The sequence below is a fragment of the Bradyrhizobium sp. LB14.3 genome (genome assembly GCF_040547985.1).
Lineage (GTDB): Bacteria > Pseudomonadota > Alphaproteobacteria > Rhizobiales > Xanthobacteraceae > Bradyrhizobium.
The window spans coordinates 1-16,598 of the sequence record NZ_JBEPQT010000042.1; the positions used below are offsets into that span (position 1 = coordinate 1).

Sequence of the window (16,598 nt, forward strand, 5' to 3'; positions counted from 1 at the left end):
TCTTTCCCGCCATGGAGGCCAGCGAACCAATTTGGTGGCGCCGCTGCATTCATCGGCGAGAAGTTGTCCAGTAACATTCTGGGTGAGGCAATGCGGGGGTCAATTTTGGACGCCGATCCCCCGGCTTAGGGGGTCAATATGACAGACGACGTTGGGATCAAACTGCTCAGGGCCCCAGAGGCGCATTTGTTCGTGCTCCGGATGGCTGGGGTCGCGGATGGCGTCGAGGTATTCGGGATAGCCTGACGCACCGCCGACATCTTCCGGAGGACAACGGCCGGCGGCCTCGAGCAAGAGGGGAAGTCCCTCCGGTGTCGTGTTGTCGAACCACTTTTCGAGCTTGATCACGTGATCCCAGCTGTCGCCGAAGTCGTAGAGATAATGGATCGTCTTCGCGCCGGTCTCGTGAACGATATTGGAGAGCCGCGTCTTGCGAGCATCGATAGGCTGAGGGCAAAAATCTCCATCGGGATCAGGGATACCCCAACGTCCTTCGCCAGCCAAAAACTCGAAGAGATGGCTATTCGTCCAGCCAAACGCCGCCTGAAGCGTCAGATGCAGCCGATCAAGGCGCAGCGTGAGCGGCACGACAAGGCATCGCATCACCTCCGGTTTCACGTCCTTGAGAGTCACCTTGATCCGGACCGCGGTCGTGCTGAGGCTCATGCCGCAAGCCTCGGATCTTGTGCATGCATCGTATAGGTGGATGCCCAGGGAAGCAGTTCGTCCAGCCGTGCCGCCGGCCAACCATTGACGAGCTTTGCGAGAACGTCGGCAAGCCAATACTCGGCGCTGACGCCGTTGAGCTTACAGGTCTCAATGAGCGACGCCAGCAATGCCCAATTCTCAGCACCCTCGTCACACCCGGCGAACAGGGCGTTCTTGGCATTGAGCTTGATCGGCCGCATCGCACGCTCGACTGCGTTGGTGTCCATTTCGATGCGCCCGTCATCAAGGTAGAGCGTCAAGCCGTCCCAATGACGCAGTGCATAGCGTAAAGCTTTCGCCGTCTCCCTCTTCTGCGCGAGGTGACCAAGCTTCGCCTCAGACCACTACTTCAAGGCTGCAGCCAACGGCCGGGCATGCGCCTGCCGGCCCGCGCGGCGCTCGGCATCAGATCGGCCGCGGAGGGCTTTCTCGACCGCGTAGAGCTGGGCGATGCGCTCGAGGGCCTCGCGTGCAACCGGAGCCGGCGCCGGCGCAGCCTCGCGCTCGATCTTCACAAACTGGCGCCGTAGATGCGACCAGCAGAAGGCGAGCGTGCCGGACAGCGCGTCCGCACGCGTCTCTCGGGTCATGGTCTTGTAAGCCTCATAGCCATCGCAATGGATGATGCCGCGATAGCCTTCGAGCAGCCTCAAGCCATGGATGGCCCCACGGCCCGGCGCATAGGCATAGACCACCCCAGGCGGATCAGGCCCGGCCCAAGGCCTGTCATCGCGCGAGAGCGCCCAGAAGTAGCCGGTTTTGGTCCTGCCGCGCCCGGGATCCAGCACCGGCGCCGGGGTCTCATCGACACAGAGCTTCGGAGAGGCGAGTAGAAGCTCGCGCAGGCGATGCCACAAGGGCTTCAGCTCCTGGGCAGCATAGCCGACCCAGAAGGCGAACGTGGAACGATCGATGGCAATTCCGTGGGTCGCCAGCATCTGCGCCTGGCGGTAAAGCGGCAAATGCCAATGATACTTGGCGTCGATCACATGCGCGACGAGCTGCTCGGTCGGCAGTCCTCCCCTGATCAATCGCTCGGGAGCAGCGTGCTGGAGGACGACGCCGTGACAGGCGCGGCAGGCCAGTTTGGGCCGGCGGGTGACGATGACGCGATACTGCGCCGGTACGACGTCCAGCCTCTGGCTCTCATCGTGACCGATCTCAAAAAGGTCGCCTGCGCAGCACGGGCAGCAGGTTGCAGCGGGCATCAGGGTCTCGATGATGCGCGGCAAATGCTCCGGCAGCTTGCCACGATCGGCCCTGCGCTCGGCAGCTCTCTTCTCGCGTGTTTTGGGATTGGCGCGGTCCTCGGCTGCTTCGAGAGCCGCGACAGCCTGATCGATATCCTCCAGAACAAGCTGGAGCTGATCACCGTCAAGCTTTTCCGAGGATCGACCGAACCGCGCATCTTTTGCAAGCTTGAGCAACCGCTCGAGTCTGGCGCAGCGCTCCAGCAGAGCCGCGGCAAAGGCACGCAACTCGGCTGGATCGCTCGGCAGTTCATCAGGAAAATCAAGCGCCCCGATGCAGCGAAGATTTTATGTCCTACGCAAGTGCTTTCGGCTGCGGGATTCGAGGCGCATGCATGCGTGTCCAATCCATGCCGGCCAGAAGCGCCGACAACTGCGCGGCGTTCATTCGCATGACGCCGTCAACGACCGACGGCCACTTGAAGGCGCCGCCCTCAAGCCGCTTCCAATACAGCACAAGGCCACTACCATCCCAGACAACGATCTTCACCCGATCAGCGCGCTTCGCACGGAAGACCACCGCCACGCCCTTCATCGGATCGTGGCCCAGCGTCTCCTTCGCCAACAGCGCCAGACCATCCGCGCCCTTCCTGAAGTCTACAGGTCGGGTCGCAACGTAAATCATGAGGTTAGCGGGAGCCGTCAGCATGAACGTGTCCGGCGCAACGCAACAAACACATCACTCAGCACGGCAAGTCCAGGCGTCCCTCGCACCTCAACTCGTGCCCCATGGAGCTCAACCGTCACAACGGCTGCTTCCGGCGCCCCGGAGGGAGCTGCAGCCGCCGATGGCGACGATTCCGACACCAACGGCACAAACGACAGTGCACCCGTCGCAGCTGGCAGCACCAGTTGACCCAAACGCGCCCGGCGCCGCCAGTCATGCACCTGCTGGGGCCGGCAGCCATGGCGACGTGCGACATCTGTTACGATCGCGCCCGGCTCGAGACTGTCCGCGACAATCTGCGCCTTCAAATCATCTGGCCACTGTTTCCGGCCGCCGCCGGCGTACACTTCTATGCGCGGTGACAACGGTCGTCTTATGTCGTCCGAATGGTCGTCCATTGTGAGCACCCCTGCAGAAGATGACTCTTCTAACGGTGCTCCCAAGATCGCGCACAGACAATCTAAAGGGCCGCCGCGCTACGCTTACGATGAGCTTGGCGGATGGCCTGGTTCAGGCGCCGCGAAGCAGCATGCTGGATGCGGTTGAGGCTGTTGGGGATTGGGCGCCGTTGCGCGCCTTGCTGGGCAAGCGGGGCAGTGACGGTGCCGACAACAGCAGTTATCCGACGGAAGTTTTGCTTCGGGGCTTACTGGCCGGGATATGGCACAATCGGTTCGATCCAGCGCTCGAAGCCGCGATCGCGGATCGGTTGCCGTTCCGTCGCGTTGTCGGCCTGAGCCTGCAAGATCGGACGCCGGATCACACCAGGTTGTGGCGGTTTCGGCAGGAAACTCGCCAGTGACGGGCTAATCGAGAAGAGCTTCGCGGAGATCAATCGGCAATGGAGGACAAGAAGCTGATCCTTAAGCACACCCTGGTAGACGCCTCGTTGATCCGGCTCCGGCCACAACCCATGCGCCGACTTTTCTAGCTCCCGTCTCAGACAACGTAGCCCGGTCCGACGTACTTCGCGGTAAAAGCTGTTGAGCGCTGGCTAATTGTGCGGCCTGCCATAGTAGCCATAATGGCCACGCAGAACGGCGGGGAACGGCTGGTGCTGTGTGGCCAGTGGCACGTGCATGAACCAAGCCTCCTGGCGCAACGCCGTCAGTTTGCGCGTCAGGCGTATCCCTTCCGTGTTGTGCTCACCATGAACCGACCATCTCGGGTCGCCCGGAGTAGCGGGTGCTCGTTCCAGCCATCGGTGAGATCTGCGTGAGCACTCTTCCGCATCGTGTGGAAAGGGGGTGATGACCTCTTGAGCTTCCACCAGGAGAGGATCGCTTTGCTCGATCGCCGCGATGGTAACGGTCTCAGACTTTGATAGCGCATCGCGGCTGACCGAAGCGTCCCTCATGTGGATACGGCGAATGATCGTGTGGCCTGCATCCACTCCAGTGTGGATCTTATAGCCGAATACGCTCTTCTTCACGATCCGCAGATGGTTTGGGCGGTTCTCCCTGCGCATCGTTGCGAGTCTTGCCGGGCGGTGGTCGGAGTTCGAGACCTTGACGGCACGCTTCCACCGAATCGAGGCATCACTTGCACTTGAGCACAGGCGCCGATATGACGCGGGTAACTCTCGGGAAGAGCCGGCTGGGAAAGCCGCCCTCCCAGATCTGTGAGGGCAAAGCCGAATAGCCGAGCTACTCAACCACGATCCACGCCGCTCAGCCGCCGACGGTTCATCAGATGCTCATCATCCCGACGCGGGAGAGCGGTCGCGCGTGATGGAAACCGCCATTTTACGCGCCTGCTTCGCTTCAGCCGATTTCTTAGTACAGTTGTGGCAGCCTTCGCAGATAGTCTGATAAGAGTCTAGCCATCCTTCTGCACGAACTCTGGTCAAGACTGACACGTTAGTAGCTTCTGATGGCGGCGCTACAATGGCTGGCCTGTGCGGAAGCCCTATCTGATCGAGTAGCTGTCCAGGGCAGGCGCCCAGTGGTTTATTTTGTTCACTCCGCATGTATCACCCAAGAATTTGGCCTGATGTCCCTCATGCGGCACCGACGGCTGCAACGCTTCGCTCGATCGAAACTGAAAATGAATGGAGATATCCGATTAATTTGTCGTGGCAGCCGCGTGAAAGAGCGCCTTCGGAACACAGCATGTATGCTCAGACAAGCTAGGCAGTATTTTAATGCCGCGGATACAACAGATCTCATGGCCATCGATGGACGTTATGCGACCAGACACGCCGAATACTTTCCATAAGGGGTCGCACTCTCCCGAGAGAGCAGTTGATTTCATACGATGCTCTTACTTGGGCCTCGACAGCCATCCGTTGGTCGTCGCTGGGGCACTCGAAGCAATCGAGGCGCAACGCTCATTGCATTGGTCTAGTGACCGAACGTATCTCGGCTTTAATCTTCTTGAGCAGCTGGAAGACACTCTATCCGAGATGTTCTGCGCACACGCAATACTTTTCTCCAGTCTCCTGCTTGCGAATTTTGCAGCGATGAGCATCCTTGCTTCGGGCCGACTGACAGGCGGAAGAAAGCCGATCGTGGTGTTCGATTGTTTGCCGTATGGCTCTCTGTTTCTTTGTAGGCCGCTCTTCGGAGATGAACCGCGTGCGGGAACCATTGTCCACAATGACCTCGACGCTCTCGAACGATTGTGCCGCCACAATCCTGCAGTGGCTTATGTATGTGACGATATTTACTCGGAAGCAGGCCATTCTCGCCTAACCGAACTGCGTCGGCTTCAGGAACGCTATGGGCTGTTTCTCCACATTAGCGACGCTCATGGTATATCGATACTTGGACGACAAGGCGAAGGGCTTGCTCGCTCTCAGTTTCCGAAGGTGCTAGGCGATCGAACAAGCATAGCGGGCTCGCTTGCCGAAGGATTCGGCTCATACGGCGGCATGTTGATGGTCGGAACAAGCGACCACGAGGCTTTGTTTCCACGGTTCTCCACTATGGGTGGATTTTCAGAGCCTCCTAATCTGACAGCCGTCGGCGCAGCACTTGGCTCGTGCAAAATTCACCGCTCCGCAGAACTGGGGGAGCGGCAGCGGCAGCTGGCGCAACGCATCGACCTCTTTGACCGTCACCTTGCAACAGCCGAGCAAGGCAATTCACTTCCGATTAGAACGATCACGGTTGGCACGAAGGCCAATGCGACTAAAGTGGCCAGACGGCTTCTCGAGAAGCGTTTCTATACGGCAGTGACGTTCTTCCCAACGCTTGGGAACGGGACGGCCGGAATCAGAGTTTCCATTACATCCGATCATGACCCCAGCGACATAGAGCAGCTGTGCGACGGCATTCTGGAAGCAGTCCCCGAAATGACGGGAAAGCCCTACCCTCTGAGATGATGCATTTGGGCTGCCGATGTAGTTGCTGCGGCGACAATCGAATGCGATCATTGATAGACGGCCCCAGACCGTGAGCTGATCAGCGTTCGAGTCATTGCGACTGAACAGGAGTGACCTTGTCCTCGGTGTTATTCCAGTTCTTGAGTTCGCCCTTGCTGTTGGACTTGTCTGGTTGAGCTGTGAGAGCGACGGGAGTTGGCAAGGAGCCTTCGCTATAGTGCCGCGTCAGATTCCGGCGCCGTGCCGGGTTCTTGCGAAAAGCGAAGGTGGTCAATGCCGGCGACTATTAGAGGCTCCCTTCGCGGGCGGTTCGTCGCCTAACAACCCCAGCAGAGTATCCTTACTCACCGGCAGCATCAGTCGCGTAGCGAAGCTGATCGACCGTGAGCACGCGCTGCCGATCACCAGGCAGACGAAGGCTTCGAACATCAGCAGCGGCAGCATGTGTCATCTTCCGCCGCCGGTGGCGCACGCCGATCTCGCGATCATGCAGCACGTGGAGCGTAAGCGCTGTTCAGCGGCCACCTACCGGATGACGGTGTGATCTGCGAGTCTGCGGTTCGGTTTCGACCGTTAGGCTTAGAATGGACACAGTGCATACTGCTATCACGGAGCCGGTGCGGCGGCTCGAGGTCTTCACCGGAGCCGGTCGTCGGCGGAAGTGGAGCGACGAGGACAAGGTGCGGATCGTCGCGGAGATCGTGGCGAGTGGCGACTCGGTGTGTTCCGTGGCTCGACGGCATGGATTGTCGCCGCAGCAGCTGTTTGGCTGGCGACGTCAGTTGCGAGAAGCAGCAGGCGGTCATTCCGAAGCTAACGAAGTACAGTTTGTGCCGGCGGTGGTGGACGCAGTGGTACCGGCGCCAAGTGCTCACCGGGAGCGCAAAACGGTGCGCAAGGCAGATAGCGGGATCATCGAGATTGAAGTCGACGGCATCACGATCCGAGCCGGTCGTGGAGCGGATACGGCGATGATTGCGTCGATTGTCCAGGCGCTGAAGGCGAGCCGGTGATCGGTCCGTCAGGTGCGGTCCGGGTGATGGTGGCGACCAAGCCGGTAGACTTCCGCAAGGGCATGGAGGGTCTTGCGACCCTGGTGCGCGAGAGCATGGGTGCAGATCCATTCTCGGGAGCTGTCTATGTGTTCCGGGCCAAGCGGGCGGACCGGATCAAGCTGGTGTTCTGGGATGGAACGGGCCTGTGCCTGTTCGCCAAGAGGCTTGAGGATGGGACCTTCCGCTGGCCGAAGATCGAGGACGGTGTGATGCGCCTGTCGGCAGCGCAATTGTCGGCGCTGCTGGAAGGACTCGACTGGCGGCTTGTGCACGAGGCACGGGGGACGCCGGCGCCAGCGCAGCCCGGGTAGTTGTTGGCAGCGCTGCGGCGAAGTGAATCAGGACCGTCGGATGCGTCGCCAGATGGCTGCGCATTCCAGGGATGGTGATCAGGTGTTCCAGGCGATGGTGATCACGGATTCCAGTGATCGCGATCAGGTGCGGAGGCGAACACGGCTGACGATTGCATCTGGGCTCGAAATAGTCTCCTCGTCAAGATTGGCGGGTTGGTTTGGAGATCGTCCCGGCGGTCCATGGGCGGGCCCCGTGCGCGGCGCGGAGTGGCCCCACGAGCGACGTAGCGACGCGCGCGGGAGGGGCCTGTGGGCCGGCGGGGCGATCGTGCGCGAGGTGCTCACGGTTTTTTCTTTTCGCCAGCCTGACGCCGTAGACTGTCGCCCTTGAGCTCGATGCGATGAGCATTGTGAATGATGCGATCCAATATCGTATCGCCGAGGGTGGGGTCGGCAATGACATCATGCCATTGCGACACGGGCACCTGACTAGTGATCAACAACGATCCCTTGTCGTAACGATCATCGACGATCTCGAGCAGATCACGGCGCTGGTCGGCGGTGAGCGGTTCGGGTCCCCAGTCGTCGAGGATGAGGAGATTGACGCGCTCCAGGGCAGCGATCAGGCGCGCCAGACGGCCTTCGCCGCGCGCCTGGGCGAGATCGGCGAACAGGCGGGATGTTCGCTTGTAGAGGACGGAAAAGCCGTCGCGGCAGGCCTTGTGCCGAGCGCGCAGGCAAGCCAGGACTTGCCGGTGCCGGTTGGGCCGACAATGACCAGGTGGTTGCTGTCACGGATCCATTGACAGGTGACGAGGTTCTGGAAGAGCGAACGATCGAGACCACGGGCGGTGCGATAATCGACGTTCTCGATGGTGGCGGCTTGACGGAGCTTGGCACTGGTCAAGCGGCGCGTGAGGCGGCGGTTGTCGCGGGCGGTGACCTCGCGATCGACGAGGAGGCCGAGCCAATCGGCGTGCGGCATCTCGGCCGCCTCGGGATTGTTCTGCAGTTCAGTGAGGCCATCCGCCATGGCGGCGAGGCCGAGTGCGCGCAAGCGATCGACGGTGGGGTGAATGAGCATGCTGATCTCTCCTGATCAATTGTAATAGCTGCGGCCACGGATGTTGGTGTGGAAGAGGATGGGCGCCTCCTCGGCGGGAGGCGCGGTTCTGTCGGTGCCGTTCTTGAGGATGGCAGCGACCGATTTGTACGACCGGGCGTTGAGCAGCAGCGCCCGGGCACAAGCGGCATCGACGCGTTCCTGGCCGTAGCGCTTGACCAGCCCGAGAATGCCGATGGCCGAGCGGAAGCCCTGTTCCGGATGTGGCCGCGATCGCAGGATGACGTCGATCAGCGTCTGGGCATCGGGACCGACTTTGGCGGCTTCCGAACGAATGCGCTCAAGGGTCCAGTCGCGATAGCGGCGATGTGAGCTCGGCATATGCTCGGGAATCGTGGTCGGGCGATGTGGCAAGGTGCTGCGCAGATGCGAGGCCACCCGCTTGCCGCGGAGAAATATCTCGACGGTCTTTTGGGTGATGCGGGCCTCAACCTCCTGATGAACGAGGTTGTGAGGGACGCTGTAGTAATGCTTGGCGATCTCGATGTGATAATCGAGGTTGACCCGGCAGCGCTTCCACTCGGCGTACTCGTACGGCTCATCCGGCAAAGGGGTCAGCGCCGGACGATCGAGCTCCTCGAACAGGTCGCGGCGACTTCGTCCCCAGCTGCGCAACGGTCGATCGTTCAGTTCGACAAGGAGCGCGTGGATCGCCTCGTTGAGGGCGGCGAGCGAAACGAAAAGAAGCGGCGGTTGCGCAAGCGTGCCAGAATCCATCGCCCGACGATTTGGACCCCGACTTCGACCTTGGCTTTGTCGCGCGGCCGATACGGCCGCGCTGGAACGATGGCGGTGCGGTAATGGCGGGCGAGATCGGCATAGGTCCGGTTGACCATCGGCTCGTGGAAGCAAGCCCGGGTGATACCGGCCTTCAGATTGTCGCTCACCGTCTGCCGGGCCACGCCGCCGAAAAAGGCAAAGGCCCGAACGTGCGAGGCGATCCAGTCCGGCAGGCTCTGGCTGAGGCTGGCCTCGGCGTAGGTGTAGTTCGAGGCGCCGAGCACGGCGACGAAGATCTGCGTGCTGCGTACCTCACCCGTGAGCCCGTCAACCACCTCCATCGTGTGGCCGGAATAGTCGACGAACAGTTTCTCGCCGGCGACATGGACCTGGCGCAGGGTCGGCTTGAGGCGGCCGGGCCATTCCTTGTAGCGTTCGCAGAACCATGAGTAGCTGAAGCTGTCGGAGCTTGCGTCGCAATACTCCTCCCACAACAGCATCAGCGTGACGTTCGGGCGCCGCAGCTCGCGATGCACGAGCGCCCAATCCGGCTGCGGACGTTCCTCGCTGGGCCGATCAGAGGGTGGCGGATACAGGCGGTTCTCGAGCCGGACATCGTCATCCAGCTCTGGCCGCAACGGCCAGGTCAGGCCGGCGCGGCGGGCGCGGTTGAGGTACTTGCTGACCGTGCCTTGGGCCAAGCCGAGGCTGCGGGCAACGGCGCGTTGCGACATGCCGACGCTGTAGTGCAGGCGTAGAACTTCACGAATGTGGCGCATGGACAGTCTCTCTGTCGGCATCTCGATCCTCTGCGGTTGGGCAAAAGACCAAGGTAGCCGGGTTGCAGACTGTCAGCGGTGCGCGCCTCCCCGTTGCCCCCGATCATGATCGCTGGAAATAGCGATCACGATCGGCTGGAAACGATGATCACGATGCTCTGGAATGGGTGATCACGATCGGCTGGAACACCCAAGATGGCGGCGAATATGCTCTGATTTGGCTGTGAGCGACGTCCTGCCTGACGATCCGGAGACGCTGAAAGCGATGCTGCTCGCCGAGCGGTGCGAGAGCGAGCGGCTGCGTCAGATCATCAAGGAATTGCAGCGGCATCGGTTTGGCCGACGGGCAGAGACGCTGCCTGAAGACCAGATGCTGCTGGGCCTGGAAGACGTCGAGCAAGTCACAGCGTACGGCGAGACGGCACAGGACATCAGTGCACCTGAAGGCCGTGATGCGCGAGCTCGCAAGCGCCGGGGCAACCGTGGCGCCTTGCCGGCGCACCTGCCGCGGATCGAGGTCATCGTCGACATCGAGGACAGGACCTGTCCCTGCTGCCAAGGCGAGTTACATCGGATCGGCGAGGATAGAAGCGAGCGGCTGGACCTGGTCCCGGCGCAGTTCCGGATCCTCGTGACCCGGCGGCCCAAATACGCCTGCCGGGTTTGCGAGGATGGCGTCATGCAGGCGCCAGCTCCGGCTCGGCTGATCGAGGGCGGACTGCCAACGGAAGCAACCGTCGCACAGGTTCTGGTGTCAAAATATGCCGATCACCTGCCGCTCTATCGGCAAGCGCAGATCTATGCCCGCCAGCGCATTGAGCTCGATCGTTCAACGTTGGCGGACTGGGTGGGGCAGGCGGCCTTCCATCTGCGTCCGTTGCATGAGCGCCTCCTAGGCAAGCTTAAGCAACGGCCAAAGCTGTTCGCCGACGAGACGACGATGCCGGTGCTCGATCTCGGCCGTGGGCGCACCAAGACCGGTCAGCTCTGGACCTATGCTGCGGACGACCGGCCGCGAGGCGGCGCAGATCCGCCCGGCGTCGCCTATGTCTATGCCCCCGATCGCAAAGCCGATCGACCGATCGCTCATCTGGCAGGCTTCAAGGGGATTCTGCAGGTCGACGGCTATGCCGGCTATGGCAAGCTCGCCGAGCGTGGCGATGTTCGGCTTGCATTCTGCTGGTCGCACATGCGGCGTAACTTCTACGAGCTTGCCACACCCGGTCCGGCGCCCATTGCGAGCGAGGCGCTCAAGCAAATCGCCGAGCTCTATGCCGTCGAGAAGGACATCCGTGGCCGCAGCGCCGAGGGGCGCCGTCTCGTTCGGCAACAGAAACGCCGACCGCTGGTGGAAGCGTTCGAACGGTGGCTCCGCGCCACGCTTGCGCTGATCAGTCAAAAGGGCAAATTGGCAGACGCAATCCGCTATGCGCTCTCACGCTGGGAGGGCCTGACGCGCTTCATCGATGATGGCCGTATCGAGCTCGACAACAACGCCGTCGAGCGCTCGATCCGTCCGATCGCACTCAACCGGAAAAATGCACTGTTCGCTGGCTCCGACGGCGGCGCCGAGCACTGGGCCATCATCGCATCCCTGGTAGAAACTTGTAAGCTGAACGACGTCGATCCCCTTGCCTTCCTGACTGACGCGCTCACCAGGATCGTCAACGGTCACCCAAACAGCGAAATCGATCAGCTGCTTCCCCGGAACTATCGCGCGCAATCGCTCATAGCCGTGCCTGAGAACGAGGCTTACGGTCGAGAGCTGCATCTGGAGTTCCCTTTTGCCGGCTCTCGTAGGTCGCGAGGGCTGCTGGCTGCGGATGGGTGCAGTATCGGCCGTCGGCATGTGAAGACGCTGATGCGGCAATGGACATAGAAGCGCTCGCGCTAGAAGGCGGTTGGTCTGATCGTGGAAACTCCGGCTCCGCTTCAAGCGACAACTAGACGTGCGCACGTGCGAGAACAACGATGTGAATCGGTTCACAACCAACGCTTCTCTTTGGTGTCATAAGCCCCAGCAAGCGGATCACCGACGGCCATCAGCTCACGTTTGAGCACTTTATTGCTGGAGGTGGCTCTAGGAAGCATCTGCGTAAAGACGATGTATCGAGGCACCTTAAACGCCGCAAGGCGCGCACGGGCATGATTAACAATGCGCTCTATGGCCATGCTGTCTAATGCGATGCCCCCTCTCAATTCGACGACAATTTTGACTTCCTCTCCGCGCTTCAGATCCCGAACCGGCACCGCGGCTACGTCTGCAATCTCCGGAATTTCGCGAATCACCGCCTCAACCTCTCGCGCGGCGATGTTCTCGCTCGAGCGGCGGATCATGTCCTTGGTGCGCCCCACCAGCCAATAAAAACCAAGCTCATCGCGACGCATCAGATCACCAGTCTTAAACCATTCGCCTTCAAACGAGGCAGCATTCGCTTCCGGCTTGTTCCAGTAGCCCTTGAGGATCCCACGACCAGTGACCCACAGTTCACCGACTTCGCCAGTTTTAGTGGAACTGCCATCCTCGTTCATTAGCCGCAGCGCCCGAAATGGCGCGCGTATCCCGACTGAACCCGAGCTGCTTAACTCGTCCAGCTGGTTAGTCATTCGTGTGGCGAAACCGATCTCGGTCATTCCGTACGCTTCCTCGGTCCGTACTCGAAACCGTTTCCGGAATTGGCGCACTGTGTCAGGGCTCCAGCCCCAATTCAGAATTTGCTTAAGGCAAGTAGCCCCGTCTTCGTTGGCGGCCTCGGCTTCGCGCGCTATCAGCTCGGGAATCTGGCACCACTCGATTCGATGCTGCTTGACCCAGCGCATGAACTGTGTCGCGCTGAGTCGAGGAGCTAGGTAGAGCGTGCCACCCTGTCGATACGATCTCAGAAGATGCGCCGGCGGATCGACATAGAAGAATGGCTGCGCAGACAAATACCTTTGATAGGCGCCGTCATCCCAACACATTCCTTGGCAAGAAAATACGGCCCAATAGTCATGGGTCAACATGCACCCTTTTGGAAAGCCTGTTGTCCCTGAAGTATATTGAATGTTCAACAGATCATCAGGGCCGACATCCTCCTCTACCAAGGAGTCGTCGACGCGCTCGAGCAATTCAGCAATTGTAATGGGTCTTCCGCACGAAGGCTGTCCCGCAAGAATTACCCTCCCCTTGGCGAGGTTTGGGGGCCAAGGCTCCATCGACGAGAATATTGACCATACCTGTTCGTCTACGACGGCGAAATTGGCCTGTGTATCGCTAAGAACATATTCAATCTCTCTTCGCGTATATCGCATGTTGATCGGAACCATGACCGCACCAAGCTTCGCAATCGCGAACCACAGAATCGGAAACTCGATGCGATTGGGAAGCATCACTCCGATACGATCCCCTTTGCGCACGCCTATTGCACGCAACGCATGCGCATATTTGTTAGATGATCGGTCCATCTCCATGTAGGTCGCGCGTTCCCCGCGCTCGAAGACATCGATCGCTATGGTTGATCCGTGCGTTTTTGCCCGCATCGAAATCAGTTCGCCGATTGTGATGGTCTCATACGTGGATTCCACCGCCTCGACTTTGAGTAATGCATTTGCGACAAGCCCTTTCAGCTGCCTGGTCATCAAACTCGCAGGGGACATCATTGTGGACCTTTACATTCGGGAGACAACAGGAGGGGCGGGCGGCGACAATACTTGCATTGCAGATTCTTGGCGAAGCCGCCGATGTCTCTCCTAAGTCCAGCGGCTTGTTCACCTTGCATTCGCGGGAACCCCCAACTGCTCATTGATCGGCGCTTACCATTGCAGACTCTGTCCTCTCTGATGAGCTCAGGCACCAATTGACGGAGGATACTAGCTGGTTCTACGTTATTCATGGATATCGATGTACTACCTGATCTGATGGACAGCCCGTATCAGCTATTTGGACAAACAGTTGGCAACCGTTTCCCGTTGACCTTGCCCCAAAGTTTTGTTCAGTTTTGAGTTCGCCCTTACCGTTGCATTTGGGCGGTGGGAGCGGGCGCGGAGCCCAGGAGCCGCTTCAGCTTGGTGTTCTCGTCCTCCAACGTTCTCAGCCGCTTTGGGCTCGGAGACGTCCATTCCCGCCGAACTTGGCCTTCTATTTGTAGATGCTGTCCAGATCGGCCCCCGAACTCCCGACCTCGTGTTCCTTCAAGATCCCGATGATCCGCTCTTCAGTAAAACGATTGCGCTTCATGCTCTGGTCCTCGTCTTTGGGCCAGAGCGAACTTCAAACTAGATTGAGCCCGCGGGGCGAGGTCACCGTTCTTCTTCGTATCGTCTATAACGAGCACCGTACCGCGAATTGTCGTTCCAACCGTGTCGGCTTCGTCACGGCTATGTCATCAGTCCGACGATCCAGCGGACGATCGAAGAGCCTGCTCCAGCTGTTTTCTAGCTTCACGCGAGCCTCGCACGCGTTGGGCAAACGGCACGCCGATTGCTTGGATGAGGATTGCGGCTGCAAGGTTCGCAGCGGCACTGTCGAGAGCCCCACGTCTCGTTCGATCAACCTAAACGCAATGGGCGGACGCTGTCTGCGCTCGGAAATCCAAGAAGTGGGTAGACGGCAGTCATTCGAAACTTAATTACCTTTATAGACTAGCGGAGGCAGGTAAGCTCTCAGAAGGAGAAAACGAGCATTTCTGAGGTGTTCATTCCAGGTGGGGGGAATGAGGTGGAACTTAACCCTCATGTGCGCGCGACCACGGAGCAGATTGCGCAGCCCGCTCGAGGCTACGCGGCCAGTGCGGCCGTGGAGCACATCCAACTGCGCCACGTCGAAATGCGGCGTTGCACGCGCGATCCGGTTCGGACCGGAAGCGGCGCAGCGGACTATATTTGGTTCAGTACTATGGACTTGTGCGAGTTGCTCCCCGCAATAAGCTGCCACTGTAACATACGGCTTGAACAAAGGAGAATGAACGATGTCAATGAATGCGGTCTGTGCGATAGTGACGGGCTCAGCGTCGGGGCTTGGAGCGGCGACTGCGGGCCTCTTGGCCAAGGGCGGGGCGCACATCGTGGTCAACTATTCCAAGAGCCAGAAGGAGGCCGAGGCCACAGCGCAAGCTTGCCGCATTGCTGGCGCTGCCGAGGTCGTGGTGGTCCAAGGAGACGTTTCTCGCGATGATGATTGCAGAAAGATTGTCGCGGCTGCCGCGCCTTGGGGGCGGCTCGACTTGCTCGTTAACAATGCTGGAACAACAAAACATGTGCCGCATAACGATCTCGATGGACTCTCGGCGGAGGACTTCCAGCGGATCTATGCGGTCAATGCTATCGGGCCGTACCAGATGATCCGTGCGGCACGCTCGTTGCTTCAGGCCGGCGCCAAGGCGAGCGGACGGGCGGCCGCTGTGGTGAACGTCTCTTCGATCGCAGGCATCAATGGTGACGGCTCATCTATCGCGTACTCAGCTAGCAAGGGAGCGCTCAACGCGCTCACACCAACGCTCGCACGCGCGTTGGCACCTTCCATTCGCGTCAATACCGTTTGTCCCGGCTACATCGATACGCCCTGGTTCACGAAGGGCCGTGGTAACGCTGGCGCCCGGCAGATGCGCGAAGCCGTGGTGGCGCGTGTGCCGCTCAAAGTCGCCTCAACTGCCGAGGATATTGCTCAACTCGTCTGCTTCCTCGCAAGTCCAGCATCGAGCAACATGACTGGAGAATGCGTTCGTACAGATGCCGGCTTACATCTGAGCAGTTTGTTTGCCAAGGATTGAGCACTATCAGAGTACCTTGAGAACCCATCACGTGAGTATTGACGCGTCAGCCGCCCCCCACAATCGAAGAACTAGCTAAAGACGCTTCACCAGGCGCGGCAGATAGTTCTTCAGGCAATCTTTGCTGAGTTCGCATTTGTCATGACTGGTCAGAGCTTCAGTGCTTTACCGATCCGCTTGCGCGCTGGCAGCCTCCGTCTTGGCACTCGTCGCGGCCGCTTCCAGGCGCGCGGCGCGCTCGGCAAGGATCGACGCATGCGCGGCAGCAAGATCGGTGGGAAGCGATTCAGGCGCGGTCACGCTGGTGATGGAATCAGGTCCCTCGCCATTCGCGAGCCAAAAGCATTGCCCGACGGACGTCGTTTTCCGGTCTGCTGCGGGTGCCGCCAGTCGACGCCGGATAGCCAAATGAGCGAGTTGCGCGGTTGAGATCGTCACCAAGCCGTCTGCACCGCTCGGCCAATTGAAGCGCCTGCGTTCGAGGCGCTTCATGAATAGCAGGCGTCCTGGGCGCCATGCCAGATCAACTTCAAAGGTCGCGCAAACCCCGATGGAACAACTCGACGGTCCGGGTGGTGGCGCGAACATCCACCTGCTCCCGGATCAGGCCGTGTGGAACGGAGTAAAAGAAGCCGTCGACCTCGACGTGATAATCGAGCGAGACGTGGCCCAGGAGCCATTCTGCACAGTGATAGTCGGCAGCCGGCAACGGCGCCAGAACAGGCCTCTGGACGGTCTCGGACAATTGTCGGCGGCTGACGCTGATCCAGCGCATGACGTGGGCGTTGATGCGTTCCAGCGCGGCGGTGATTGCCGCGTTCGCCTCCGCCAGGGAGAAGAAGGTCTGCCGGCGAAGCGGCCCGAGGATATAGGTCTGGGCAAAACGCACTCCGGCCTCCACTTTCGCAATTCCCGGGGCTTTCTTGGCCGT

At 60.2% G+C, this 16,598-nt stretch carries 13 protein-coding genes and 5 pseudogenes; 7 read left to right on the top strand and 11 right to left on the bottom strand.

Annotated elements, in window-relative coordinates; all coding sequences use genetic code 11:
- Positions 1–99: 99 nt before the first annotated feature.
- The 4 genes and pseudogenes from ABIB00_RS36125 to tnpA (ABIB00_RS36140) all read right to left on the bottom strand — a co-directional run bounded on the left by ABIB00_RS36125 (position 100) and on the right by tnpA (ABIB00_RS36140) (position 3,023).
- Complete coding sequence (locus tag ABIB00_RS36125) at positions 100–666, bottom strand: plasmid pRiA4b ORF-3 family protein (protein WP_354107654.1); 567 nt, start codon at positions 664–666, stop codon at positions 100–102.
- A pseudogene (gene tnpC / locus ABIB00_RS36130) lies at positions 663–2,234 on the bottom strand (IS66 family transposase). The gene ABIB00_RS36125 and the pseudogene tnpC (ABIB00_RS36130) overlap by 4 nt, the downstream one beginning before the upstream one ends.
- Before the next feature lie 19 nt (positions 2,235–2,253).
- Positions 2,254–2,607: an IS66 family insertion sequence element accessory protein TnpB gene (tnpB, locus tag ABIB00_RS36135; protein WP_354107655.1), complete on the bottom strand. Its 354-nt coding sequence runs from the start codon at positions 2,605–2,607 to the stop codon at positions 2,254–2,256.
- Positions 2,601–3,023 (bottom strand): IS66-like element accessory protein TnpA, encoded by a 423-nt coding sequence (gene tnpA / locus ABIB00_RS36140; RefSeq protein WP_354107656.1) that lies wholly within the window; start codon positions 3,021–3,023, stop codon positions 2,601–2,603. The genes tnpB (ABIB00_RS36135) and tnpA (ABIB00_RS36140) overlap by 7 nt, the downstream gene beginning before the upstream one ends.
- Before the next feature lie 89 nt (positions 3,024–3,112).
- Between tnpA (ABIB00_RS36140) and ABIB00_RS36145 the strand changes: the two genes are divergently transcribed.
- A complete protein-coding gene (locus ABIB00_RS36145) occupies positions 3,113–3,427 on the top strand; it encodes a transposase (RefSeq protein WP_502917933.1) in 315 nt (104 codons plus the stop codon).
- A 192-nt stretch (positions 3,428–3,619) separates the two neighbouring features.
- Here the strand turns inward: ABIB00_RS36145 and ABIB00_RS36150 are convergent, their stop codons facing one another.
- Positions 3,620–4,093: a hypothetical protein gene (locus ABIB00_RS36150; protein WP_354107658.1), complete on the bottom strand. Its 474-nt coding sequence runs from the start codon at positions 4,091–4,093 to the stop codon at positions 3,620–3,622.
- A gap of 798 nt (positions 4,094–4,891) precedes the next feature.
- Here ABIB00_RS36150 and ABIB00_RS36155 point away from each other — a divergent pair.
- From ABIB00_RS36155 to tnpB (ABIB00_RS36170), 4 genes are all read left to right on the top strand, one after another.
- Positions 4,892–5,950, top strand: a complete 1,059-nt coding sequence (locus tag ABIB00_RS36155) for a PLP-dependent aminotransferase family protein (protein ID WP_502917935.1) — start codon at positions 4,892–4,894, stop codon at positions 5,948–5,950.
- A gap of 217 nt (positions 5,951–6,167) precedes the next feature.
- The gene (locus ABIB00_RS36160; RefSeq protein ID WP_354107660.1) at positions 6,168–6,494 is read left to right on the top strand and encodes a hypothetical protein; all 327 of its coding nucleotides are present in this window, start codon (positions 6,168–6,170) and stop codon (positions 6,492–6,494) included.
- 40 nt (positions 6,495–6,534) lie between these two features.
- The gene (gene tnpA / locus ABIB00_RS36165) at positions 6,535–6,963 is read left to right on the top strand and encodes an IS66-like element accessory protein TnpA (RefSeq protein ID WP_247767787.1); all 429 of its coding nucleotides are present in this window, start codon (positions 6,535–6,537) and stop codon (positions 6,961–6,963) included.
- A complete protein-coding gene (tnpB, locus tag ABIB00_RS36170; RefSeq protein ID WP_247295361.1) occupies positions 6,960–7,316 on the top strand; it encodes an IS66 family insertion sequence element accessory protein TnpB in 357 nt (118 codons plus the stop codon). Before tnpA (ABIB00_RS36165) ends, tnpB (ABIB00_RS36170) begins: the two co-directional genes overlap by 4 nt.
- Before the next feature lie 323 nt (positions 7,317–7,639).
- Here tnpB (ABIB00_RS36170) and istB read toward each other — a convergent pair.
- Together istB and istA are read right to left on the bottom strand one after the other, a co-directional pair.
- Positions 7,640–8,382: pseudogene (istB, locus tag ABIB00_RS36175) on the bottom strand (IS21-like element helper ATPase IstB).
- Between the two features lie 15 nt (positions 8,383–8,397).
- A pseudogene (istA, locus tag ABIB00_RS36180) lies at positions 8,398–9,941 on the bottom strand (IS21 family transposase).
- A gap of 244 nt (positions 9,942–10,185) precedes the next feature.
- Here istA and tnpC (ABIB00_RS36185) point away from each other — a divergent pair.
- Positions 10,186–11,640 (top strand): annotated as a pseudogene (tnpC, locus tag ABIB00_RS36185) (IS66 family transposase); the annotation flags it as partial.
- A 263-nt stretch (positions 11,641–11,903) separates the two neighbouring features.
- On the opposite strand, the gene ABIB00_RS36190 reads toward tnpC (ABIB00_RS36185), so the two are convergent.
- A complete protein-coding gene (locus ABIB00_RS36190; RefSeq protein ID WP_354107661.1) occupies positions 11,904–13,538 on the bottom strand; it encodes a class I adenylate-forming enzyme family protein in 1,635 nt (544 codons plus the stop codon).
- 377 nt (positions 13,539–13,915) lie between these two features.
- Positions 13,916–14,136, bottom strand: a pseudogene (locus ABIB00_RS36195) (transposase); the annotation flags it as partial.
- Positions 14,137–14,866: 730 nt separating this feature from the next.
- Between ABIB00_RS36195 and ABIB00_RS36200 the strand changes: the two are divergent.
- The gene (locus tag ABIB00_RS36200; protein WP_354107662.1) at positions 14,867–15,667 is read left to right on the top strand and encodes an SDR family NAD(P)-dependent oxidoreductase; all 801 of its coding nucleotides are present in this window, start codon (positions 14,867–14,869) and stop codon (positions 15,665–15,667) included.
- A 165-nt stretch (positions 15,668–15,832) separates the two neighbouring features.
- Here ABIB00_RS36200 and ABIB00_RS36205 read toward each other — a convergent pair whose 3' ends face one another.
- A complete protein-coding gene (locus ABIB00_RS36205) occupies positions 15,833–16,159 on the bottom strand; it encodes a hypothetical protein (RefSeq protein ID WP_354107663.1) in 327 nt (108 codons plus the stop codon).
- Between the two features lie 37 nt (positions 16,160–16,196).
- The gene (locus ABIB00_RS36210) at positions 16,197–16,556 is read right to left on the bottom strand and encodes a Mu transposase domain-containing protein (RefSeq protein ID WP_354107664.1); all 360 of its coding nucleotides are present in this window, start codon (positions 16,554–16,556) and stop codon (positions 16,197–16,199) included.
- Positions 16,557–16,598: the final 42 nt, after the last annotated feature.